Annotated in this window: 18 protein-coding genes; all 18 read left to right on the forward strand. The window is 57.5% G+C overall.

What is annotated here, in order from left to right:
- The first annotated feature begins 199 nt into the window (after positions 1-199).
- The 18 genes from ACFKSJ_RS09780 (at position 200) to ACFKSJ_RS09865 (ending at position 24120) form a co-directional block, all read left to right on the forward strand.
- Entirely contained in the window at positions 200-1849 is a 1650-nt protein-coding gene (locus ACFKSJ_RS09780; RefSeq protein WP_440949613.1) for a type II/IV secretion system ATPase subunit, read from the forward strand.
- Positions 1846-3780: a type II secretion system F family protein gene (locus tag ACFKSJ_RS09785; RefSeq protein ID WP_440949614.1), complete on the forward strand. Its 1935-nt coding sequence runs from the start codon at positions 1846-1848 to the stop codon at positions 3778-3780. Before ACFKSJ_RS09780 ends, ACFKSJ_RS09785 begins: the two co-directional genes overlap by 4 nt.
- Positions 3781-3832: 52 nt before the next feature.
- Positions 3833-3985: a hypothetical protein gene (locus ACFKSJ_RS09790; protein ID WP_440949615.1), complete on the forward strand. Its 153-nt coding sequence runs from the start codon at positions 3833-3835 to the stop codon at positions 3983-3985.
- Entirely contained in the window at positions 3982-4485 is a 504-nt protein-coding gene (locus ACFKSJ_RS09795; protein ID WP_440949616.1) for an alpha/beta hydrolase, read from the forward strand. Before ACFKSJ_RS09790 ends, ACFKSJ_RS09795 begins: the two co-directional genes overlap by 4 nt.
- A gap of 43 nt (positions 4486-4528) precedes the next feature.
- Entirely contained in the window at positions 4529-4858 is a 330-nt protein-coding gene (locus ACFKSJ_RS09800; RefSeq protein ID WP_440949617.1) for an ATPase, read from the forward strand.
- Positions 4859-4862: 4 nt separating this feature from the next.
- Positions 4863-6815 carry a V-type ATP synthase subunit I gene (locus tag ACFKSJ_RS09805; RefSeq protein WP_440949618.1) on the forward strand — a complete coding sequence of 651 codons (1953 nt, stop codon included), beginning with the start codon at positions 4863-4865 and terminating at the stop codon, positions 6813-6815.
- A 44-nt stretch (positions 6816-6859) separates the two neighbouring features.
- Complete coding sequence (locus ACFKSJ_RS09810) at positions 6860-7096, forward strand: ATPase (RefSeq protein WP_440951424.1); 237 nt, start codon at positions 6860-6862, stop codon at positions 7094-7096.
- Between the two features lie 11 nt (positions 7097-7107).
- A complete protein-coding gene (locus tag ACFKSJ_RS09815) occupies positions 7108-7683 on the forward strand; it encodes a V-type ATP synthase subunit E (protein WP_440949619.1) in 576 nt (191 codons plus the stop codon).
- 12 nt (positions 7684-7695) lie between these two features.
- Complete coding sequence (locus ACFKSJ_RS09820) at positions 7696-8751, forward strand: V-type ATP synthase subunit C (RefSeq protein WP_440949620.1); 1056 nt, start codon at positions 7696-7698, stop codon at positions 8749-8751.
- Positions 8751-9053 (forward strand): V-type ATP synthase subunit F, encoded by a 303-nt coding sequence (locus ACFKSJ_RS09825; RefSeq protein WP_440949621.1) that lies wholly within the window; start codon positions 8751-8753, stop codon positions 9051-9053. Before ACFKSJ_RS09820 ends, ACFKSJ_RS09825 begins: the two co-directional genes overlap by 1 nt.
- Complete coding sequence (locus ACFKSJ_RS09830) at positions 9044-10810, forward strand: ATP synthase subunit A (protein ID WP_440949622.1); 1767 nt, start codon at positions 9044-9046, stop codon at positions 10808-10810. The genes ACFKSJ_RS09825 and ACFKSJ_RS09830 overlap by 10 nt, the downstream gene beginning before the upstream one ends.
- On the forward strand, positions 10807-12201 hold the full coding sequence (locus ACFKSJ_RS09835) for an ATP synthase subunit B (protein WP_440949623.1): 1395 nt from the start codon (positions 10807-10809) through the stop codon (positions 12199-12201). The genes ACFKSJ_RS09830 and ACFKSJ_RS09835 overlap by 4 nt, the downstream gene beginning before the upstream one ends.
- Before the next feature lie 6 nt (positions 12202-12207).
- Entirely contained in the window at positions 12208-12849 is a 642-nt protein-coding gene (locus ACFKSJ_RS09840; protein WP_440949624.1) for a V-type ATP synthase subunit D, read from the forward strand.
- Positions 12846-14069: a phosphoglycerate kinase gene (locus tag ACFKSJ_RS09845; RefSeq protein ID WP_440949625.1), complete on the forward strand. Its 1224-nt coding sequence runs from the start codon at positions 12846-12848 to the stop codon at positions 14067-14069. Before ACFKSJ_RS09840 ends, ACFKSJ_RS09845 begins: the two co-directional genes overlap by 4 nt.
- Before the next feature lie 105 nt (positions 14070-14174).
- Positions 14175-15353 (forward strand): tubulin/FtsZ family protein, encoded by a 1179-nt coding sequence (locus tag ACFKSJ_RS09850; protein WP_440949626.1) that lies wholly within the window; start codon positions 14175-14177, stop codon positions 15351-15353.
- Entirely contained in the window at positions 15353-17461 is a 2109-nt protein-coding gene (locus ACFKSJ_RS09855; protein ID WP_440949627.1) for a DUF2298 domain-containing protein, read from the forward strand. The genes ACFKSJ_RS09850 and ACFKSJ_RS09855 overlap by 1 nt, the downstream gene beginning before the upstream one ends.
- A gap of 284 nt (positions 17462-17745) precedes the next feature.
- A complete protein-coding gene (locus ACFKSJ_RS09860; protein WP_440949628.1) occupies positions 17746-19494 on the forward strand; it encodes a carbohydrate-binding protein in 1749 nt (582 codons plus the stop codon).
- 459 nt (positions 19495-19953) lie between these two features.
- Positions 19954-24120 carry a PKD domain-containing protein gene (locus tag ACFKSJ_RS09865; protein ID WP_440949629.1) on the forward strand — a complete coding sequence of 1389 codons (4167 nt, stop codon included), beginning with the start codon at positions 19954-19956 and terminating at the stop codon, positions 24118-24120.
- The last annotated feature ends 304 nt before the right edge of the window (positions 24121-24424 follow it).

Raw genomic sequence — 24424 nt, forward strand, 5'->3', positions numbered from 1 at the left:
CACTGATGACCTCCACGACTCCTCTTCTTTTTGTATGCAGGATGTCTGGATTAAATGTTGTGTCATGGACTATCTCCCCCAGATCCAGCTCTGCAGATTCCAGCCCTTCTGCTGCCAGGATGAGCGGATGATAGTAACAGTGGGTAGGTTGATGTAGCCTGAATACACACACTGAGGTAGCGGTACCGGAGCTGGGCACTTGAGAGGGTTACGTGATCTGATCAGCGGGTTCAAAAGCGAAGAAGTAAAAGAATCCGGACTTCAAAAGCCTCGCTCGCTCTTTTCGTCCCTGAAGGGGAAGGTCTCCGATGATAAGAGGATCGCCGAGTACGACCCGGCTGTGCATGGATCCCTGGTGGATCGGACCCTCCCGAATGAGTATGAACTGGTCGAGAGTTACTGGGTCGATGAGGGGTGCTCCCAGGTCAACATCGTCCATAACAGAAAGAGTCAGCAGGAGGAGTACGTGCTCTATGAACCCGAACTCTCCCCTTTTGAGTATGAACTTATCGAGCGGATCTTTGAAGATCTTCGTGACGTGCTGATCCTGACCGACGATGAGATCGGCTTCGACAAGAATCAGCTCCTCTTTCAGAAGATGAATGGTCTTTTGACCGAATACGGGCTGGTGCTCGAACAGTCGACGATGTTCAAACTCCAGTACTTCCTGATCCGAAACTTCCTTGGCTGGTCCCGTATTGACGCGGTGATGAAGGACCCCCATATCGAGGATATATCCTGCGATGGGACCAATGTCCCTCTCTTCCTCTATCACCGGAAGTACCGGAACATCAAGACCAACATCAAGTTCGACGAGGAGTCGCTGATATCCCTCGCCATCAAACTGGCTCAGCGTTCAGGAAAACATATCTCGATCGGGAGCCCTCTGATCGACGCGACGCTGCCGGACGGTTCTCGGCTGCAGCTGGCGCTCGGCAAAGAGGTCACCTCCCGGGGGACATCGTTCACGATCCGAAAGTTCCGGGAGGAGCCGTTCACTCCGATCGAACTGATGGAGTACCACACCTTCAACGCCGATGCCCTGGTCTACTTCTGGCTTGCGATCGAGAACAACAAGAGTCTCCTCTTCATCGGGGGCACGGCTTCAGGAAAGACCACCTCATTAAACGCTGTTTCGCTCTTCATCACCCCGCTTGCAAAGGTGGTCTCGATCGAGGATACGCGTGAGATCACGCTGTACCATGACAACTGGATCGCCTCGGTGACCAGGGAATCGGTGGCTGAGAGTGCGTCGACGATCGACATGTTTGCCCTGCTGAAGTCTGCGATGCGACAGCGGCCGGAGTACATCATTGTGGGGGAGGTCCGGGGGAACGAGGCGCAGACCCTCTTCCAGGCGATGAACACCGGCCATACCACCTTCTCGACAATGCACGCAGGGAGCGTGGATGCGGCCATCCATCGTCTGGAGAGCGAACCGTTGAATGTGCCCAGGAACATGGTGCAGGCGCTGAACGTGATCTCGATCCAGGGGCTGATCTACCAGGGGACCGCCAGGGTGCGCCGGTGCCAGGAAATTGTCGAGGTGGTCGGGATCGATCCGTCGACCGGGAATCTCCGGGTGAACAATGTCTTCACCTACGACCCGGTCAGGGACGTGATCGCGTACACCGGCAGGTCTCAGGTCTATGCCTCGATCGCCGAGCGGCGGGGTTGGTCGCGGGAGCAGCTCGATGACGAGATCGCCGTTAGAAAGGAATTGCTGATGGCGATGCATCAGCAGGACATCAGGGATTACCGATCTGTATCACGGATCTTCCAGGCCTATTATATCGATGCGCAGCGGGTGATGCGAGTCAAGGCTGACCTTCGCAGGATACTTGAATGAAGAAGTGGCAGTTTGTTCAGGACTGGGTGGCGCGCGACCCGATCAAATGGCAGACCCTGAACGCGGACCTGATCTCGAGCAGGGCCGGAGTGACGGTGGAGCACTACCTGGTCACGGCAATCGGGGCGTCGATTGGGATTGGAATCCTTTTTGCAGTCGTTGGGTTTGTGATCTCAGGCCTGGTGATCGCGATGCAGAAGGCCAGCGGCACTTCGATGACCACTCCCGTCATCGGCTTTCATCTGCCGGCTTCGATCGGTCCGATCCCGATGGGGATCATCGAGCAGGTGGGTGTCGGGATCCTGGCCTTCTCGATCGCAGCTGCCATCACCTACTTTATTGCCCTCCAGTGGCCTGGTATCCAGAAAGGGACCCGTTCGACCAAGATAAACCTGACCCTTCATAATGCGGTCGCCTACATGTACGCGATGCGGAAGGGGGGTGGTGAGATGATGGTGATCTTCCGTTCGATCTCAGATCACTCCAACATCTATGGTGAGGTGGCCCTTGAATTCAGACAGATCGTCAGGGACGCGGACTTCTTTGGGCTTGATGAGGTATCGGCCATACGAAGGCTGAATCTGACCACCCCGTCGACCAAGTTGAAGGACTTTCTCCAGGACCTCCTCTCGGTGATCGAGAGTGGCGGTGATATGGCCACCTTCCTCTCGACGAGAGTCCATCTCTTCCAGGAGGAGGCCCGGTTCGAACAGAAACAGTTCCTCGGGTTTCTCTCGCTGGTCGCAGAGTCGTACGTGACCCTCTTCGTCGCCGGCCCTCTCTTTCTGATCATCATCATGGTGGTGATGGGGATGATGGGAGGCTCTGCGGTGTTGCAGCTCTCGATGGTCACCTACGTGATGCTACCGGTCGGAACCTCCCTCTTCATGGTGATGATCGACCTGGTCTCGATCAAGAGCGAGGTGGTCTCCCGGTTCACCAAGAAGAAACTTCTCCATGAGTACTCTGACGTCAGGGTCAGGTCCACGGCCGGTGAAGAACCGTTCTTTGCAACCCTGGCCCGGTACGACAAGTGGCGACAGGTAAAGACCTTCCTCTCCAACCCTTTGCAGGCATTTGTGACGAAGCCGTCCAGGATCCTCTTCATCAGTGTTCCGATTGGGATTATCTATGCACTCGTCCACCTGCTGATGGTTCATGGCGCTGCCGACCTGGAGACCTACATCGACCTGATCGACGACCACATCATCGTCGCGATACTGCTCATTCTCGTCCCGTATGCGGTCTTCTTTGAGGGATGGAACCGGAAACTGGGCGGGATCGAGTCCTCGATCCCCGAGTTTCTGGACCGGATGGCAGGGATCAACCAGGTCGGGCTGACGATGGCCCAGGCGATCACCATCATGGTCAACGCGAACCTCGGGGTGCTCGGCTACGAGATTAAGCGGATCAAGCGGGACATGGAGTGGGGGGCCAACTTTTCCGAGGCGCTGATGCGGTTTGAGCGGCGGATCACCACCCCAATCATCGCGAGGATGGTGGTGCTGATCACCAAAGCCAGCGAGATGAGCGGGCAGATCAACGAGGTGCTGAACATCGCGGCCAGCGATGCCAGGATGTCGGATGTCCTCAAGAAAGAGCGGCTTGGTGAGATGTTCATCTATACGGCCATCGTCTACCTCTCGTTCATGGTCTTCATCTTCGTGGTCGGGGTCCTCTCCAGCCAGTTTCTGCCGGTGCTTGGGGGTATCCAGCCCGGTTCGGTCTCCCAGGCCGGAGGTGCCTTCTCTGGTCTCGGTTCAATCCCGATCAAGACCTTTGACCGGCTGCTCTACCATGCCTGTGTGCTGCAGGGCTTCTTCTCAGGGCTGATAGCAGGGCAGATGGGTGAATCCTCGATCGGGTCAGGGGTGAAACATGCCTGTATCATGGTGATTATCGCCCTGATCGCATTCAACACGGTCGTCTGAAAATCGATACTCTTATCATCTCTGATGGAGACGTTTCGGTGGTGATTATGGGATGTGTACCGTAGGCGGACCGATGGATGTAGAGTATGAAGAACGGGTGAAAGGAAAGGATTACAAGTGCAGGGAGTGCGGGACGCGGTTCAAGGGGCTCGGAAAAAAGCCGATGTGCCCGAGCTGCCAGTCTGAAGAGATCGATCCTGCATGAATGTCCCCCTCGGGGACGACTACCTGCTGATCAAGGGTAAACACTCCTTCTGCGTGGTTGGAAGGGCGCTCGCCCGGTTTCCGCTCTGCATCGAGACCTCCCGTGACGAGGTAGTGCAGAGAGTGGAACAAGGGGACCTGATCGCGGCCTCTGCCCCGGAGGGCGGCCTGATCAGACCCGCATTGATGCTGATCGAACTGGTCAGGACCTACCGGATGCCGCTGGTGGTGATGGACCGGGGTCATCCCGGTTCCGCACGGCTGCAGCTCATCGTCTCGGCAGGTCCCATGATCCACCTCTCCTGCGCAATAGAGCGGGGGACTCACCCTGACCAGCACCTGCTCTGCGGATCAGACGAACTTTCAGGTATCACCCTCTCCGGCACTGACCAGGGGGTTCTGCTCGCAGGACTCTCTGCCGGTATCTCGTTTGAGATTTTGGAGAGACTGCCGGTCACCGACTTTGATCTGGCTCAGGCAGAACGAAATCAACAATTATAAAGATAATTTTCGCTAAATACTGTATTCATAAGAGGAGGGATGGATGAAGATAGATGTTCTCAAGAGCATTAAGAAGACTGAAGATGACTATCGCAAACTGATAAGTGAAGCACAGGCTGAGAGGAAGCGCAATCTCTCCAATGCAGAGCTGGAGGCCGATAATCTGATTACCAAGGCTACCCTTAATGCCGAAGAGTACAGGAAGAAGAGGCTTGTCGATGCGCATACCGAGGCACAGAAGAGACATGCCGCGATCATCAGGGAGGGTGATGCACGCGCTGCCCAATTGACGGCAAAAGGGCAGAAGAACCTTGACCGGGCAGTTTCCCTGCTCGTGTCGAGGTTCAAGGAGCAGGTGCATGTTAAGGCCTAGATCTATGAGTCGTCTGCTCATCGTCGGTTCGAAGGAGCAGATGGGGACGATCGTCACAGAGCTGTACCGGCATGATCTCTTTCATATCGAGGATTTTGTCGACCAGGCTACTCCCGAATACGAGGGATTTAAGATCGGGATGCCCCTTGCAGGGGCGACCGAGGCCTCGAGCGAGTTGATCCGGCTTCGGGCAGCACAGAACGCGATCCACATCGGTCCGGACGAGGGCGACGAGGTCCAAAAGGTCTCGACTGCGATGATCAGAAGTCAGATCGCCCGGGATCTTCCGAAGATCGAGGAGAAGGCAGAGGGGCTGGTAGCAAAGCGAAACGCCCTGGATGCCCAGTTAAAGGAGCGGGAGCAGCGGGTCGCTGAATTGACGCCGTTTACAAATGTTCCCCTTGACCTCGATCTGTACCGCGATTACGCCGCGATAGCCCCGATTGCCGGGTATATCGTAGAAGATGTCGAGATTCCGTTTCCGCATGAGAAGTACCTGACCGGGAAGAAGGGCGAGCACTTTATTGTGGTCTTCGTCGAGATAGCCCATAAGGAGGAGACGGAGCGGCTGCTTGCCGACGCAGGGTTCCAACCGGTAAAGATACCGACTGAGGACGGAGCTCCCACTGAGGCTGCATCGCGGTACACACAGGAGCTCACTTCACTGAAGGGTCAGATCAGCACGATCGACCAGCAGGTCGAGAGTCTCAAGGCGCAGCATGCCACATTCCTGATGGCCTGTGACGAGATGCTCTCCGCCGAAGTAGAGCGTGCAGAGGCACCGCTTCGGTTTGCGACAACAGAGAAGACGTTTGTGGCTGAGGGCTGGGTCCCTTCCAATAAGGTCGACGCCGTGACTTCAGGCCTGATGCAGGTCACCCGTGGCAGTGTCTATGTTGAAGAGCTCCCGGTGGACCTTGAGAAGGACTCTGTGCCGGTTGAGTATAACAACCCCTCGTTTGCACATCCGACCGAACTGTTGATGGACGTCTATGCACGTCCCGACTACCGTGAGGTCGATCCAACACTGATGATGGCGATCGTATTTCCGCTTTTCTTTGGTATAATCCTTGGAGATGTCGGATACGGGCTGATCCTGCTGGTGGCCAGCTATGCCCTTCGGAAGGTTCTGAAGGGGGAAGGGGCATCGCAACTCCTTGATGTATTCAGGAATGCCTGTGTCGTAGCGATCGGTTTCGGTCTGTTGAACAGTGAGTTCTTAGGGTTTGAACTCCCGTGGCACCCGGTACTCTTCAGCCGTGCCCTCCAGATAGGGGCCGAGACTGGCGGAGAAGGGCCTGCAGCGGTACCGCTGCTGGTTCTGGCGGTCTGGATCGGGTTGATCCATATCACGCTGGGGCGCAGTATCTCAATCGTGAACCATGCGAAGATGGACCACGGCAAACACAGAAGCAAGGCGATCATGGCCCAGAGCGGATGGCTCGCGGTCATGTGGGGCATTGTCATCACGATCTGGTCGATGTTTCCAATTCCACTGATGCCAGATCTGAGTGGTATGGGCCAGGTTCTCTTTGGCCTGAACCCGGCAGGGCTCATCGGAATACTGATGATTCTCTACGGTGTCGTCGCGATCGGACAGGAGTCCCTGCTCGATCTGATGGAGTTACCGACGATCATCTCGCATGTGCTCTCATATACCCGTCTGACCGCAGTCGGGCTCTCATCGGTGGCCATCGCAATGGTGGTCAATTACATCGCAATCGGACTGATCATCGAACCACAGTTAAAGGCGCTCAGTGCAGTTGGTGTGGTCATGATCATCGTCGGTATTGTGATCTTCATATTAGGTCACACACTGAACACCGCCCTGGGCATCCTTGGTGGCGGCTTAAACTCAATTCGTTTACATTACGTCGAATTCTTCACCAAATTCTATAAAGGTGGAGGCAAAAAGTACAACCCATTCGGGATGAAAAGAAGATTTACGGAGGATTAAACATGGCAGTAGCAGATCCAACATTAGTAGCAACATCAGCAGCAATGACACTTGAAATGGTCCAGGCATCGCAGGTAGGAATGAAGGCAGTCGGTGCAGGTCTCGCCGTGGGACTTGCCGGTATCGGTACCGGTCTCGGTGAGATGGGTATCGGTGCGGCAGCAATGGGCGCGACAGCAGAGAACAAGGACATGTTCGGTCTTGCACTGCTCTTCACGGTTATCCCGGAGACAATCGTTATCTTTGGTCTTGTGGTAGCACTGCTGCTGTTATTCCAGTAGGAGCATCGATCATGGGACTCGAAGCGGTCATCGATGAGATAACAGAGAAGGGCCGGAAAGAGGCAGAGGCGATCAGAAAAGAGACAGAGACCGAGGTGGCCACGATCCTTGCGGCCGCCAATGTCAAATCAGACCAGATCAAGACCGCGGTCGACGAGGACGTGGCACGGCAGGAGGCCCGGATTATTAACCAGGAGATCTCCGCTGCCAACCTTCTTGTGAAGCGGTCGCAGTTGAATGCAGAGAAAGCACTGCTCGATCAGGTTTACGCAGCCGTCCTTCTGGAGGTCCGGGGTGCATCCCCCGACTTCCACCGTGCTGCACTGTCGTCCCTCCTTCAGCAGGCCCAGGCAGAGATCGGCGAAGGCCTGATCCATGCCAGCGCACGGGATCTCCCCATGGTGCAGGAGCTCCTCAACGGGGGCTCTTATCCCGGGTTTGTGGCAGGTACGCCTGTCGAGATCGACGGGGGCATCATCGCAGAGAGCAGGGATGGTCTGCTGCAGGTCGACTACAGTTACAGGACGTTCCTTGACAGGGTCTGGGAATCAGGGCTGAAAGATGCATCTGATATCCTGTTCGGATAAGGGGGGTGGCCGATGACAGAGGTGAAGTCAGGGCCGGCTCCCTATATCTATACCTCCACGCGGCTGCGTGTACGGAAGGCGAAACTTCTCCCACGGGACGACTACCTGCGGATGCAGAACATGTCCCTTCCGGAGATCGCACGGTTCATCGGAGAGTCTGAATATAAGTCTGAGATCGACGAGCTCGGTGGCGTGTTTCACGGTATCGATCTGATCGAAATCGCACTCTCCTGGAACCTCGCAAAGGAGAACCAGAGTGTCCTTGGGATCACCCAGGGCTCGCTGATGCAGTTCACGGCGAACTATCTCCGGAGCTGGGATATCGGGAACGTGCTGATCATCCTCCGCGGCAAACGGCAGGGTTTCTCGGCCAACAAGATCAAGGAGGTCGTGATCCCTGCAGGTGAACTGGATAAGATCTTCCTCGACCGGCTGTTGACTGAAGAGTCACCCGACCGGATCGTGGAACTGCTGAAAGGGTGGCGCCTCTATCCTGTGCTCGAACGTGAGTACAGCGCGGCCCTTGAGAGTGGGTCATTTGCACGGCTTGAGAACGAGTTGTACAAGAAGTACTACTCCGACCTGATCGCCATGGCCAGGAGTGGGATCAAGGGGGGGAGTGAATTCCTCCAGTATCTGCAGCTCGAGATCGATACCCGGAACTTCCAGTCGCTCTTCCGCCTTCGGGCGAGCGGCATGCCCGAGGATGTCAGAGAACAGATGATCCCCGGCGGGGCCTTCTCGCTCGATGAGTTGGCACGCCTCGGCGGTGTGGAATCGAACGACGAGCTGATCGATGCACTGAAGAAGCGGACACATATTCAGTCGCTGATCGAAGCGCTGGAGACGTTCCGGGAAGGGCGGCCGATCCATGAGATCGAGAATGTGCTGACCAGGATTAAACTGGAGCAGATGGACCGGATGTCCAAGCGGTACCCGTTCTCCATTGCACCGATCCTGGTCTACCTTGAGAAGAAGAAGTACGAGGTGTTCAACCTCCGTGCCCTCGCCCGTGGCAAGGAGTCGAACCTGCCGGGTGAACGGATTATGGAGTACCTGGTGATCTGATGGAAATCGCAGTGATAGGAAACAGTGAATTTATCCTCGGTTTTCGGCTCGCCGGCATCAGAAAGACCTATGCGGCGACTGATGACGAGAGGCTGCATGAACATATCACCAGCGTGCTCCAGGATTCCGAGGTTGGGATCCTCGTGCTGAACAGCACGGATATGGAACGGCTTCCCCGCCGTCTCCTGAGCACGCTTGAGAACTCGGTCAGGCCAACGGTGATCGCCATCGGCGGCACCGAGGGTGACATGTCCTTACGAGAGAAGATAAAACGATCGGTGGGTGTTGATCTGTGGAAGTAAACGCTAAAGAAGGAAAAATCGAAGGAAAAGGTGTTCTCAAGCGTATCGCAGGGCCAGTGGTGACTGCGGTCAACCTTGACGCACATATGTATGATGTGGTGAAGGTCGGGAACGAAGAACTGATGGGTGAGGTCATCAAGATCGAAGGGGAGAACTCGATCATCCAGGTGTACGAGAACACCTCAGGGATCAAGCCCGGCGAGCCGGTCAGCAACACCGGTCTCTCCCTGGCAGTTGAGCTCGGACCCGGTCTGCTGACCTCGATCTATGACGGAATCCAGCGCCCCCTTGAAGTCCTGATGGACAAGATGGGCAACTTCATCGAGCGCGGGGTCAGTGCCCCGGGTATCAGCAGAGAGAAGAAGTGGGAGTTCAAACCGCTGGCAAAGGTCGGCGATCAGGTCACTCCGGGCATGATCATTGGTGAGGTCCAGGAGACGAACATCGTCCACAAGATCATGGTCCCGCCGAACACGAAGGCGGGTGTGATCACAACGATCACCCCTGGCACATTCACCGTCGAAGAGGTCGTCTGTGTCCTCGACAACGGCGCCGAACTGACGATGATGCAGCGCTGGCCTGTCCGGGTCCCCCGGCCTGTCGCAGAGAAGATGAACCCGACGATCCCACTGATCACCGGTCAGCGGATCCTCGACGGGCTCTTCCCAATCGCGAAGGGCGGCACTGCGGCCATCCCCGGTCCTTTCGGGTCCGGAAAGACGGTCACGCAGCAGCAGCTGGCCAAGTGGAGTGACGCTGAGATCGTCGTATACATCGGCTGCGGCGAGCGCGGCAACGAGATGACCGAGGTTTTGACCGAGTTCCCTGAACTGGAGGACCCAAAGACCGGGAAGCCACTTATGGAGCGGACAGTCCTGATCGCCAACACCTCGAACATGCCGGTCGCAGCTCGTGAAGCATCGGTGTACACCGGGATCACGATCGCCGAGTACTTCCGGGATATGGGGTACGATGTCTCCCTGATGGCAGACTCGACCTCCCGGTGGGCAGAGGCGATGCGTGAGATCTCATCCAGACTTGAAGAGATGCCTGGTGAGGAGGGTTACCCTGCATACCTTGCAGCCCGCCTTTCAGAATTCTATGAGCGCGCAGGGCTTGTCAAGACCCTGAGCGGTCAGGACGGCTCGGTCTCTGTGATCGGCGCGGTCTCACCGCCTGGCGGTGACTTCTCCGAACCGGTTACGCAGAACACGCTCCGTATCGTCAAGGTCTTCTGGGCACTGGACGCCAAGCTCTCGCAGCGGCGTCACTTCCCAGCGATCAACTGGCTGGATTCGTACTCCCTGTACCTGGACACGCTCCATGACTGGTATGACCGCGAGGTCTCCCCTGAATGGAATCTGATCCGATCGTGGGCGATGGAGATCCTGCAGAAGGAAGCCGAGCTTCAGGAGATCGTGCAGCTGGTCGGGTCCGATGCACTGCCAGAGGCAGAGCAGATTACGATCGAGGTAGCCAGGATGATCAGAGAGATCTTCCTGCAGCAGAACGCCTACGATGCGGTCGACACCTTCTGTTCGATGAAGAAGCAGTTTGATATGCTGAAGTCGATCAAGACCTTCTCAGACCTTTCGTACGCAGCACAGACCGTTGGAGTCTCTCCACAGCAGGTGATCGCGGTTAAGTCCAAGAACGAACTGCCACAGGTGAAGTTCACGGCTGATTACGAACCCCTGCTTGAGAAGATCCTCAAGGATATGGATGCAGAATTCAATGCACTGAGGGCTGGAGCATGAAGGAGTATCGGACAATTAACAAGATAGCCGGGCCTCTGGTCTTCATTGAGAAGACCGAGCCTATCGGCTATGAAGAACTGGTCAACATCGTGCTCTACGACGGAACGATCAAGCGGGGTCAGGTGCTGGACACCAGCGACGACCTCGTCGTGGTCCAGGTCTTTGAGACGACGACCGGTATCGGCAGGGACTCGGGCGTCCGGTTCACCGGCGAGACGATCAAGATGCCGGTCGGCAGAGATATGCTCGGGCGTATCCTCTCCGGCGGCGGTAAGCCTATCGACGGTGGACCCGAGATCGTCCCGGAGAAGCGGCTCGATATCACCGGCGCTGCGATCAACCCGTATGCACGGGCATCTCCGTCGGATTTCATCGAGACCGGTATCTCGACGATCGACGGGACCAATACCCTGGTCCGTGGTCAGAAGCTCCCGATCTTCTCGGGAGCAGGGCTGCCACACAACAACGTGGCGCTGCAGATCGCACGACAGGCCAAGGTTCCCGGTTCGACTGAGCCGTTTGCGGTGGTCTTCGCCGCGATGGGTATCACCCAGGAAGAGGCCAACTACTTTATGCAGGACTTTGAGCGGACCGGTGCGCTGGAGCGTGCCGTCGTGTTCCTCAACCTGGCCGATGACCCGGCTGTCGAGCGGATCATCACCCCGCGTCTGGCCCTCACCACTGCAGAGTACCTGGCCTTTGAGCTCGGTATGCATGTGCTGGTGATCCTGACCGATATGACCAACTACTGCGAGGCGCTCCGTCAGATCGGTGCGGCTCGTGAAGAGGTGCCAGGCAGGCGTGGGTATCCGGGGTACATGTACACCGATCTCGCGTCCCTGTACGAACGGGCAGGGATCATCAAGGGACAGAAGGGCTCGGTTACCCAGATCCCGATCCTGACGATGCCGGGTGACGATATCACGCACCCAATCCCTGACCTGACCGGGTACATCACTGAAGGTCAGATCGTCATCTCCCGTGAACTGCACAGAAAAGGGATCTATCCACCCATCAATGTGTTGCCATCCCTCTCCCGGCTGATGAATCTCGGTATCGGCAAGGGGCAGACCCGTGATGACCACAAGAAGGTCTCTGACCAGATGTACGCTGCCTATGCAGAAGGGAACGATCTCCGTGGCCTGGTGGCCATCGTCGGAAAGGACGCGCTCTCTGAGCGTGACCGGACCTTCCTCGAGTTCGCAGACCTCTTCGAGAACCGGTTCGTCAGGCAGGGCTTTGACGAGGACCGGACGATCGCGGACACTCTCGACATCGGCTGGGAACTGCTCGCAACGCTGCCGGTGGAGCAGCTGTCACGTATCGACCGTGACCTGATTGCGAAGTACCACCCCCAGTTCAAGAACGCAGGCGCTGCGCAGAAGAGGTGATCGCCCATGGCTCTTCGAGATATCAAACCCACCCGTTCAGAACTGATCGGCCTGAAGCGGCGGATCAAGCTCTCTGAACGTGGGTACAAGATCCTGAAGATGAAGCGCGATGGACTGATCATTGAGTTCTTCAAGGTGCTTGAGGAGGCCAAGACCACGCGGAGCCAGCTGAACATGAACTATGCCAAGGCCGTCGAGATGATGGCGGTCGCCAACACCGTTGAGGGATCCCTCGGGGTGAAGGCCGCTGCATTCTCTGTTCAGCAGGTCCCGATGATCACGCTGAATAGCAAGAACATCATGGGGGTTGTGGTCCCCCAGATCACCTCCGCCTCGGTGAAGAAGCGGATGATCGACCGTGGATACGGGGTGCTCGGCACCTCCTCGACGATCGATGACACCGCCACGTCCTTTGAGGACCTGGTGGAGTCGATCGTGAAGAGTGCCGAGATCGAGACCACAATGAAGCGGCTGCTCGAGGAGATCGAGAAGACCAAGCGGCGGGTCAACGCGCTCGAGTTCAAGGTGATCCCTGAACAGAAGGCGGCCCGTGACTTCATCAAGATGCGGCTCGACGAGATGGAGCGCGAAGAACTCTTCAGGCTCAAGAAGATCAAGGCCCGGAGCGTGGCGAAGGCGAACGGGTGATCAGCACGGAGATCGGTACACTCGCCTCACTCGGCACCACAGGGAGGGTGGTCCTCCTCCGTCTTGACCTGAACTCGCCGATCGATCCGACATCAAATCAGATCCTCGACGATAAACGGTTCCGGGAGCATATCCCGACGATCGAGGCTCTAAAAAAGAGCCGGGTGGTGATCATCACCCACCAGTCGAGGCCCGGAAAGAAGGACTTCACAACCCTCGAGATGCATGCCAGAAAGCTGGAGCATCTGCTCCACCGTCCGGTCACCTACGTGAACGACATCTTCGGCCAGTGCGCCAGGGATGCGATCGCGGCGATGCGGGACGGAGACGTGCTGATGCTTGAGAATGTCCGGTTCAATGCGGAGGAGAACCTGACCCTGCCGGCAGAGGATGCTGCAAAGACGCATATCGTCAGGAACCTCTCCGGGATGGCGGACTTCTTTGTCAATGACGCGTTCGGGACCGCTCACCGGTCCCAGCCGACGGTCGTCGGTCTCCCGATGGTGATGCGGTCGGCCGCTGGTCTGCTGATGGAGAAGGAGGTGTCGACCCTCTCCCGAGTCTTCCACGGAGCCCCGTGCCCTGTGATGATGGTACTCGGCGGGACCAAGGTGGACGACTCGATCGATGTCGCGCAGCATGTGCTTGAGAACGGGATCGCCGACAGGGTGATCGTGATCGGAGTCGTGGCCAACGTCTTTCTGGCGGCGGCCGGCCACTCGATCGGCACCCCGTCGTTGCAGCTGATCCAGCAGCTCAAGTACACCAAACAGATCGAGATCGCCGAGGGTTTGCTCTCCCGGTTCGCCGACCGCATCGTCCTCCCGACCCATGTGGCGGTCAGGGAGGAGGGCAAGCGTGTCGAGTACCCGGTTACGGCAATCCCGGACGGGACGCCGATCATGGACCTTGGACTGGAGGCGATCACGGCCCTGACTGCTGAGATCGGCAGTGCGGGTACGGTCGTCTTCAACGGCCCCGCCGGGGTCTTCGAGGAGCCTGAGTTCGCCATCGGCACCCAGGCCCTGCTGAAGGCCGCCGCGTCGGTCGAGTTTTCGGTCTGTGGAGGGGGGCATACCGCGGCCGTGATCGAGAAGATGGGACTGGAGGGCCAGTTCACGCATATCTCGACCGGTGGTGGGGCCTGCATTGAGTTCCTGACCGGGAAGGTTCTCCCGGCAGTGGACGCACTGCGGACGTCAAAGGAGATCTTTGGCTGACATCCCCGCTCTTCTCTTTTTTTTTGCCGCCCTGCAGGCGGTGTTCTTTCGATGCACATATGCCTTACAACGATCATACAGTTGCAGTACGAGAGGTGGCAGCTGGTGCGTATATTAGCAATCGGACTGGGGGGGGCTGGTTCCCGGATCGTGGACACCCTTCACCGGCATGACCGGAAGAGTGGTCTTCCCTGTGTCGAGGGGATCGTCATCGACATCGATCCCAATCTTCTGCGGTCCTTAGTATCCCTGCCTGAGCATGCCCGGATGTTCTTCCCATCGGTCGGACGAGCCAGGCCTGAACGAGTGGTCAACGCCGAGGAGGTCTTTTCCCAGGTGATGCGGGAGGATATGGCAGGGATTGATGCGGTTCTGATCTGTGCCGGCCTTGGGGGGAAGATGGTGGACGCCGCTCCCTCTCTGATCCATGAGTGCCGGCGTTCATTCCCGGACCCCGTCTTTGCCCTGGCGGTCCTCCCCTGCATTGAGGAGGGGCCGTGTATCCAGGCCAAGGCCGCCGATGACCTGGAGATGCTCGAACGGCTGGTCGACGGGGTGATCCTCTTTGACAACGAAACCTGGCGTGGACGGATGTCGCAGCCATCGGCGCCACAGGGGCTTCGAGGTTTCCTCCCTGAGCAGATTGCATCCCGGTTCCTTGAGCCGGAGACTCCTGGGGGGGTCTATGCAGAACTGAACGAGAATATTGCACGCCGGATCAGTCTTCTCCTCAGGGCCGGCGAGCTCGATCAGGATGGGGTCGAATCCGCCCAAACGGTGCTCGATGCCGGGGAGGTGCTGAACACGATCACTGGGATGGGGATCTGTGCGATCGGATATGCCGTCGAGAAGCTCCCTGACCAGCAGCTGACCCGGTTCTTCAAATCCAACTTTAAGCCGAAGCCCAAACCGGTCGTCATGGAGAGCGATGACCAGTACCAGAAGGCTTCCCGTGTGGTGGACCTGGCCAAGAAGGCTGTGTACCAGGAGATCTCCGTCCCCTGCGACCTGACTGGGGCGGAGAAGGCGCTGGTGCTGGTGGCCGGCCCCAGTTCTGCGATCTCTCTAAAGGGCTTTCAGACTGTCCAGCGATGGATGGACCAGTCGATTGGGGGGCTGGAGGTCAGGGCCGGCGACTATCCGATCACCCGGTCCTCGTTCATCGGGGTGATTGTGATCCTCTCAGGCCTCTCCAACATCCCTCGGGTCGATCAGATCAAAGCGGTCAGGGATCGGTACAGAAAACAGTGCGAGGAGGCCCGGCTTCAGGGCGAAGAACGCTGATGGCCCTGCTGGTCGAGGGTTTGCAGGTCCTCCTCTGGCTGGTTCTGCTGCTGCTCTTCGCTGCAGGGCTGTACCCGCAGATGCGGAAGATCGCCCCTGTATGGGCGGTCCCGTTCTCTCTGAACGGAGGTCTCCTCCTCTTCACCGCCATCAGCTGGTACTGCGGTCTGGTGCACCTGCCCCTTCACCTGGCTGCGATCCCATTCGTCCTCCTGGTCGGCTGGCAGGTGGTGACCCGGCAGTACCGGCAGAACGACTATACCGCCGACCTTTCGTACCTGGTCGCAGGGGCGGCGGCCTTTCTGCTGCTGCTGGAGTTCCGGTTCCTGACCCCGATGATCAGCACCAGCGAGAAGTTCATGGATCATGCGATCCTTGCCTCGATCATGAGGACGCCGGTGGTTCCGCCGCTCGATCCCTGGTTCGCCGGCGGGTCGATGAACATCTACTACTACCTCGGCCACTGGATGATGGGGGCGCTCGGGGTGGTGACCAGTATCCCCTCCACGGTCGTCTTCAATCTGATTCTGCCGACGGTCTTCGCGCTGACGGTGATCAATCTTCTGGCTCTGGGCCGGCTGATCGTCCCCCGTCTCCCCTGGCTTCCGGTCCTCCTCCTTGGACTTCCTGATCCGGACTTCCTTGTCAGGATCGTTTCAGGGCAGGAACTGCACCATGTCTTCTGGGAGAGCAGCCGGGTCATCTCCGGTGCAATCGACGAGTACCCGCTCTTCTCGTACCTCTGGGGAGACGCCCATGCCCATGTGATGGCTCAGTTCAACCAGGCGTTTCTGCTCCTTTTGCTCGCGTTCTGCTGGTACCGCTGGTCCACGCTCTCCACCCGATCCCGTCTTCTTGTCTGTGGCCTCCTGACGCTCTCGCTCGGTTCGATGGCGCCGATGAACTCATGGGATGTTCTGGTCTACGGGCCGCTGACCGTGGGCGTCGGGGTGCTGCTGACACTGCACAATGAGGAAGGGTCAATCAAGGATAGAATTGCTCATATACTGCGGAGAGGTATACGCTCGCCCGGGCCGCTGCTCTGGCTGGCTGTCGGGGTTCCCGCCGCCGCGGCCCTTCTCTACCTCCCGTTCTACCTGATGATGGAGACGGCCGGGACGATGGGGCTCTTCTTCATCGGGGGGGCGGCCCATCCGCCCTCCGGGGTCGTTCCGTTTCTCCTCTTTCACGGGATCTTTTTCGTGCTCCTCCTGCTGGTGCTGGTCCCTGACATTCGGGCACGGCCGTACCTGCTGCTGATAGCCGTTCCGGTGGCGCTTGCCGGCTACCCTGCCGCTGCGGTGGCGCTGGTCCCGCTCGTCTACCTGGTCACCCGCAAGGAGTATGAACCGGCCGGCATCTTCGCGGCTGCTGGGCTGCTGTTAGTCGTCCTCTGCGAGTTCATGTACCTGGAGTCCACATTCATCACGACATCATCGTTCCGGATGAACACGGTCTTCAAACTCTACTGGGCCGCCTGGCTGTTGATCGGGGCCGGAACGCTCGCCCTCGTCGGCAGCGTTGCCGCCTCCCGACTGTCTTATCCATTCCTCTCTCCGATCCGCCGACGGGGTCTGATCGCAGTGGTGCTGGTCCTGCTGCTGGTCACACCGCCGTGCCTGGGGCTCGACTTCGACGCTCACCTCTTTTATCAGCCGCATAAGGGGGGGGCGTACACCCTCGACGGCTCTGCGTACCTGATCTATGATCATCCGGCCGATGCCGCGGCGATCGCATTCCTTCGGAACAGATCCGATATCCCCTGCATCATCGAGGCCGCCAAGAACGAGCATAGTTACTACTCCCGGGTCTCCTCGTTCACCGGGATCCCGACTGAAGTGGGCTGGCTCTTCAATGAATATCTCTGGCGCGGAAACCCTGACAACTGGTACTTCCAGCGGATGGGGGATATCCGGAGGATCTATGAGTCGCCTGATGACGCGGTCCCGCTGATGAACCGGTACGGGTGCCAGTACCTGTACGTCGGGCCGCTGGAGGGGGAGACCTACAACCTGAGCCTCCCGCACACCGGGCTGACGCCAGTCTATTCAGAGAATGGAGTGATGATCTTTTCTACGACGAGGTCGACGACGAAGTCGGCGACGTAGCCAGGTATGGCGTAGTCGCACGACGAGGTCGTGATGGGTCCGGGACTGCAAACACTCCTGAAAGTGACCAAACCAGCATGGCGTAGCCGTAACAACGGGCAGGTGAAGGGCCGGCATCGTTGTCGCATGTCACCATCCAACAGTTGATTATCCTGCAGTGGCAATGATCGTTCACTATTTCGGGTCCTGGTGACCGGGGTCTCCCCGGGTCCTGCTGGCCTGTCAGATCCCGGACATATTCGGGAGAGGACACTCAGGGCCGGACTCTTCTGAGGTATCTGTCCATGCAACGACACACACTCTATTATATCCTCGTGATCGGGCTGCTCTTATCAGCTGCTGTGGGAGCGGTCTCGGCTGCCGACAATTCGGTGCCCGTGCTCTCATCTGCAGTGAACATATCCTGGGATCAGGCGCCGTCCTCCGATCCGTTCATGCACCCGTCGCCCGAAGCGCTGAAGCGGTGGGTCGATGAGTACAACGCGGCCCCGGAGGCTCCGCAGCCAGGATTTTTGAAAAGGATGATGGCCTCGTTTCAGAGTCAGCAGAACCTGCTCTCTCTGATCTCCTATGTCCCATCCGAGCGGAACCAGAATCCTATTGGGAATTGCTGGGTCTGGGCCGGCACCGGGGTGCTGGAGGTGGCCCATACCGGGCAGAAGAATATCCGTGACCGGCTCTCGATCCAGTACCTGGATTCAAACTACAACGGTGGTTCGGGTCCTGACTGGGCCGGCGAGGGTGGGACGCTGGGGGACTTTGTCGGGTTCTATGGGGAACAGAAGATCGCCGTCCCCTGGTCCAACGCTAATGCGAGTTTCCAGGATGGGACGGCCTACTCGCAGGCTTTCAAGAAGGCCGGGGTCGCAGCGGTCGACATCCAGATGATACCGAACTATCCGATCACGTCGATCACCGAGCAGCGGATTCCAACGATGGGGGTCGGGAACAGTTCGGCGATTGCGTCGATCAAGGGGACGCTTGATGGGGGGAAGGCGATCTACCTCGGATTTGTGATGCCGAATGCCGACGCGGTCAGCAGTTTCAGCAACTTCTGGTATTACCAGGGGGAGGACGCGGTCTGGGACCCGTCGCCCTTCGTTGGGAGAGCGTACGACCCTGCCCGCGGAGCCAGCCATGCGGTGACGATCGTCGGATACAGCATGGCCGATCCGAACAACCGTTACTGGATCGCGCTGAACAGTATGGGGACCGGCGCCTCTGGCAACCGGCCTGACGGGACGTTCCGGATCAAGATGGATATCAACTATGATGCCACCTGTCCGTACTTTTTCACGGTTCCGATGACCACCTGGGAGACAGTGGGCGTCACATTCGGAGACTCTCTGACCCCGACGCCGTTCGATGGTCCGCACCAGGTACCGGGGGTGCTCCAGGCTGAAGAGTATGACTATGGTGGAGAGGGTGTCGCCTACCACGACACCACCGCTGGCAACGCAGGCGGGGCCTACCGGACTGATGACGTGGACATCGAGGAGATGTCGGCCGGTGGGGATACGGTCGCCTACATCCGGGACGGCGAGTGGCTCGAGTATACGCTGAACGTGGCCAGTTCCGGGTCGTACACCACTACGTTCCGGACGGCGGCCTGGGGCAGCGGAAAGGCAATCCGCATCCAGGTGGACGGTCAGATTGCCGGAACTGTGCAGATTCCCAACACCGGCAGTTCAGAACAATATACTATAGTCTCGACGACCCTTCCGCTCACGGCCGGCGTCCGTCATCTGACCATCGCCTTCGTCGGCGACGGGCAAAATCTTGACCAGATCAGCTTCACCACCGGCCCGGCAGTCCAGGTGGTGCCAGGGGCGACAGTGCTGCCGCTGGACCTGAACGGTGATGGACTGTACGAGGACCTGAACGGCAATGGTGGGCTGGACTTCAACGACGTGGTCCTCTTCTTCAACCAGATGGACTGGATCAGCGATCACGAGCCGGTCGGTGCCTTCGACTTCAATCAGAACGGGCGGGTCGACTTCAATGATATCGTCCTCCTCTTCAACCAGATCTGATCAGGGACAATGCCCTGACCCCTCTTTTTTCTCCTCCTCCACTTGCGCGTCTTTTTTCAGGATCTTCCGATAATTAATGTCGCGAATTAAGGGTACTCTTATATTCTGTTACGACCTCAAGTGGCTACCTGAGGTCTTTAGTATCTCAACCCTCAGGGCTTCTACCATGAAGTCGATAGAGGCGATCTCTGGACCTGATATACGAGAAAAGACCGCTGAAACACTGGGCTGGCATGGCATTCATCCCGGGGTTGGTGGGGAGGTGAGGTATCGATGCAGGTCCTCCCTATGTCGGGGGGAAAGGAGTTGAATTATGGCCAAAAAACGTGAGTAATCGTACATTTTGACCAATCATCAGGATTCGGATCAGGAAATGTATATAAAGGAATTCGATAAAATGGAAACGTTTAAACCGTTTGGGATGGTTAAATCTACTATGAACCAAAGGAGGTTATTGATATGAGATTACCCAAGAGTAATCCATCCGGGAGACTGTTCCTAGTCTCTCTGATGGTAATCATGGCCTGCCTGTTGATTCCAGGGGCGTTCGCCGCCTCGGCAACAGCAGACCTCAACGATAAAGGATACAGCGGCATAGGGCCGATCGTGAACTTTACGACAGACCCTGCTCCAGTAAGTGGCAATGTCGCCATCACAGCGGGTGAGACCGTCACGTTCACCGATGCCTCGTACGACAACATCACGTCATGGGCATGGGACTTTGGCGATGGATCGTTCTCAACTGATTCAAACCCGTCTCACACCTACACTTCAGCCGGGACCTATGTCATCGGTCTTTACGTGCAGAACGCAACGGGAACCGCTTCGAATGTGAGTGGACAGATTGTAAATTCATCATACACGCTCCCACAGGTTGTGGTTTCAGCGGTCCAAGATGTTTCACCACAGTTCAATGTTGAACTGAACGGGAACACATATGGACCCTTTGGAACAGCAGCGGAGACATTCTCTGACGCAACTGTCAATGTCGGGGACGCCCTGACCTTCACTGACGCCTCCACCAATGCACCAACCAGCTTCTCATGGAATTTCGGGGATGCAAGCCCTCTGGTCACAACCCAGAACGCGACCCATACCTTTACTCAGGCCGGTACCTACGTGGTCTACTTCACTGCAGGTAATGTCAATGGCCCAAAAACCTCAAGTTCGTTTACAATAACTGTCGCTGGATCGGTTGCACCGGTATCAGCATTCACCGCCACAGCTGACGGTGTCACCAAGGATTCCCAGGATGGAACCTCTGCGTTCGTTGCCGGGGATCTTGTCCTGAACGGCACTGCACCACTGCAGGTCACCTTCGCCGATAAATCGACCAAGGCGCCATCGGCATGGAACTGGAACTTCACCTACAACATCGGTGGGTCCAATGTTTCAACGCTTCAGAACCCAACCTACACCTTCCCTCAGGGGCAGTACCAGATCGTCCTGAGTGCAAGCAATGCACAGGGCAGCAATGTCTCTTCCATCTGGGTGAATGTAGCAGGTCCATCAACTCCTGATGCGAGCTTCACATCAACTCCATCGTCAGGAACCGCACCACTGGCAGTCCAGTTCAACGACACCTCAGCAGGTGGCCTTGCAGCACCGACCAGCTGGCTCTGGAACTTCGGTGACGGAACCCAGGGATCAACGGTCCAGAACGCGACCCACACCTACACGGTAGCAGGTACCTACACGGTAACCCTGCAGACCCGGAACGGGGCCGGAGTATCCAATCTGGCTACAGGCACCGTAACAGTCAGCAGCTCGGTAGCACCAGCCGCGAATTTCTCAATCAATGGCACCGAAGCCGGCAACTACGCAATGAACACACAGACTGTTCTCGTCGGTCAGCCGATCAACTTCAATGACACCTCGTCAGGCGCTCCAAGCTCCTTCAGCTGGGTCTTCAGCGACGGACAGCCGGTGCCGGCAACAGCCAATGTCACTCGCTCGTTCGCCATGCCAGGTAACTACTGGGTCTACCACACTGTCTCGAACGCAGCAGGATCAGACGCTAAGCTGAACCTCTTCACCGTCACTCTCGCTCCGCTGAGCCCAGCACCAATTGCGAGCTTTACGAAGAACGCAACTGGCGGCGAAGCACCACTGACTGTTAAATTCACCAACACCTCAACCGGAGGAGCACCAACCAGCTTCCAGTGGCTCATCAATGGACAGCAGGCAGGGACCTCTGAGAACCTGACATACACGTTCACTACTCCGGGCACCTACAATGTTGCACTGATCGCGTCCAACGCTGGTGGTTCAAGTGCAGCCAACGGGCAGGCAATCGTTGTCACCGGTGTCAGCGGCAAACCAAATGCTGATTTCACCAAGACTTCGTCCAGCTACGCTGCACCATCACAGGTCCAGTTCACCTACAGCGGCGGCAATGCGACCTCGTTCGCATGGAACTTTGACGACGGGACCACCTCGACCGAGATGAACCCGCTGCACACATTCCAGAATGCCGGAACCTATACGGTCAGGTTGACCGTGACCAATGCAGCCGGTGTCAACTTCACGACACAGGATGTAACCATCACTCCGCTCGGCAACCCAGTTGCGAGCTTCAATGCAAACACAACCGCAGTTAACGACGGCTCTGCCGCTACTGCCCAGGTTACTGGACAGTCACCATTGACCGTTGTGTTCAATGACACCTCCTCAGAGAGGCCAAACGCATGGTACTGGAACCTCGGTGACGGCACCACTGCAATCACACAGAATATCACCCACACCTATACCACACCAGGCAAGTACGCAGTCTACCTTGTTGTGGCCAACAGCCTCGGCGCTTCAGACTATATCTACAGCCCGCAGCTGATCAACGTCACAGCACCAGCTCCAGTCACTGACTTCAGTGCAACCCCGAGCACCGGCGCTGCACCATTAAACGTGCAGTTCACTGACAAGTCCGGAAACAATCCGTTTGCCTGGTCATGGAACTTCGGCGATGGAGCCATCTCCGGAGCACAGAACCCAAGCCACACCTACACAGCAGCAGGTAACTACACCGTTACCCTGACAACCCAGAACAACGTCGGGACCAGCCAGAAGACCCAGGTCATCCAGGTCATCTCACTGAGTGCACCGGTCAGCAACTTCACGTTTGCTCCGGCAGCAGGACAGGCACCCCTGACCGTGCAGTTCACTGACACATCATCGAACTCACCGTCATCATGGAGCTGGACCTTCACTGATGACTTCTCGACCAGCAATGAGCAGAACCCTGTGCACACCTTCAAGAGTGCAGGCACCTACGGCGTTCTTATGACCGCCTCGAATGTAGCAGGGTCCGGTCAGATGAAGCTGCAGACGATCACCGTCAACGCATCACCGGTCATCACTCCTGTTGCTGACTTCTCAGCAACTCCATCAACCGGCGTTGCACCACTGGCAGTTCAGTTCGCTGACAAGTCGACGAACGCGGACCAGTGGCTCTGGAACTTCGGCGACGGCACTGAGGGCGTTACACTCCAGAACCCAAGCCACACCTTCCAGACTGCAGGCACCTACCAGGTATCACTGCAGGCCATCAACTCAACCTCAAGTAAATTCAACACCAAGACGATGACGATCACCGTCACCGCAGCACCGTCGACCCTCCAGGCAGCCTTCACTGTTAACGCAGAGAGTGTTCAGCTCGGACAGGCAGTCACCGGCACCGATGCATCCACCGGGTACCCAGCAGCATATTCCTGGGACTTTGGTGACGGATTCACCGCATCAAGCCAGAACATCAACCACATCTACAGCGCTGTTGGTGCATACACCCTGAGTCTGACCGTCACGAACGGAACCCAGACCAGCACGGCCAGCAAGACGATCACCGTCACCGATGTACCGACGACCCCAACCACAACCGTGGCACCAGGTCAGCCATACAACGGACCACACAACGCACCTGGCACTGTCCAGGCAGAGGACTATGACCTCGGTGGCAACACCGTCGCCTATGCAGACACCACCTCCGGCAATGCAGGCGGGGCATACCGCACCGACGACGTCGACATCGAAGCAGTCGCAGGCGGCTACGCTGTTGCCTACGTCATCAGCGGTGAATACCTCACCTACTCAGTCGACGCAGCAGCAGACGGCGATTACACCATCGCACTCAAAGCAGCCAACCCTGACGCAGCCGCAAAGACGGTGACCGTCTCAGCTGGCAGCTCTTCGACCACCGTCAGCGTCTCATCCACCGGCTCGTTCAACACCTTCAACTCCTTCACCTCTGCAGGAACACTCCACCTCGAGCAGGGCAGGAACATCGTGAAGGTGGCCTTCGGTGCCTCAAGGATGAACCTCGACTCATTCACGATCGGGGCTGGCGTTCAGCCAACCACGACCGTTACCACACAGCCAACCACCGGGGCGGCCAGCTTCACCGTTAGCCCAACCTCCGGCAGACACTCACTCTCTGTTGCACTCACAGACACCACCACCGGCGGCAACCCTGTCTCCTGGAAGTGGAACTGTGGGAACGGTCAGACCTTCACTAATCAGAATGTTGGCCTGAACAGAATCTGGTACAACAACGCAGGTACCTACACCATCACCCTGACCGTAACTGATGCGAACGGTTCAACAAGGACCGCTACACACACGGTTACTGTCTCGTGAGCATCTGCTCACCAGGGACCCAATTTTTTTAATTTTCTACACACTCTTCTCAGCCAGTTTTCAGCAGTTGCTTTATTTCTCTGGGTCTCACTTTCTGCTCGTCATATTAAGGCAGTTGGCAGGTGAATCGTGGTTACGTCGCCGGGTATTGCTTGTTCTCTTGAGAGCCCTCATCAGGATTTGAGAAGAGCGGTGTACTTCACAGAAACCAGAACCTGGATCCCGTACCGTCTGCCTCTCCACTCTGGGGAGATCTCTCTCCTGGTGGTTCTGTTCCCTCGCTCGCAGAGATCCCGATCGTCCC

It is taken from the genome of Methanosphaerula subterraneus (assembly GCF_052055875.1).
Taxonomy (GTDB): Archaea; Halobacteriota; Methanomicrobia; order Methanomicrobiales; family Methanospirillaceae; genus Methanosphaerula; species Methanosphaerula subterraneus.

Coding starts and splice junctions, on each gene's coding strand:
- ACFKSJ_RS09785 (WP_440949614.1), top strand. CDS start 1,846: ATGAAGAAGTGGCAGTTTGTTCAGGACTGGGTGGCGCGCGACCCGATC.
- ACFKSJ_RS09790 (WP_440949615.1), top strand. CDS start 3,833: ATGTGTACCGTAGGCGGACCGATGGATGTAGAGTATGAAGAACGGGTG.
- ACFKSJ_RS09795 (WP_440949616.1), top strand. CDS start 3,982: ATGAATGTCCCCCTCGGGGACGACTACCTGCTGATCAAGGGTAAACAC.
- ACFKSJ_RS09800 (WP_440949617.1), top strand. CDS start 4,529: ATGAAGATAGATGTTCTCAAGAGCATTAAGAAGACTGAAGATGACTAT.
- ACFKSJ_RS09805 (WP_440949618.1), top strand. CDS start 4,863: ATGAGTCGTCTGCTCATCGTCGGTTCGAAGGAGCAGATGGGGACGATC.
- ACFKSJ_RS09810 (WP_440951424.1), top strand. CDS start 6,860: ATGACACTTGAAATGGTCCAGGCATCGCAGGTAGGAATGAAGGCAGTC.
- ACFKSJ_RS09815 (WP_440949619.1), top strand. CDS start 7,108: ATGGGACTCGAAGCGGTCATCGATGAGATAACAGAGAAGGGCCGGAAA.
- ACFKSJ_RS09820 (WP_440949620.1), top strand. CDS start 7,696: ATGACAGAGGTGAAGTCAGGGCCGGCTCCCTATATCTATACCTCCACG.
- ACFKSJ_RS09825 (WP_440949621.1), top strand. CDS start 8,751: ATGGAAATCGCAGTGATAGGAAACAGTGAATTTATCCTCGGTTTTCGG.
- ACFKSJ_RS09835 (WP_440949623.1), top strand. CDS start 10,807: ATGAAGGAGTATCGGACAATTAACAAGATAGCCGGGCCTCTGGTCTTC.
- ACFKSJ_RS09840 (WP_440949624.1), top strand. CDS start 12,208: ATGGCTCTTCGAGATATCAAACCCACCCGTTCAGAACTGATCGGCCTG.
- ACFKSJ_RS09855 (WP_440949627.1), top strand. CDS start 15,353: ATGGCCCTGCTGGTCGAGGGTTTGCAGGTCCTCCTCTGGCTGGTTCTG.
- ACFKSJ_RS09860 (WP_440949628.1), top strand. CDS start 17,746: ATGCAACGACACACACTCTATTATATCCTCGTGATCGGGCTGCTCTTA.
- ACFKSJ_RS09865 (WP_440949629.1), top strand. CDS start 19,954: ATGAGATTACCCAAGAGTAATCCATCCGGGAGACTGTTCCTAGTCTCT.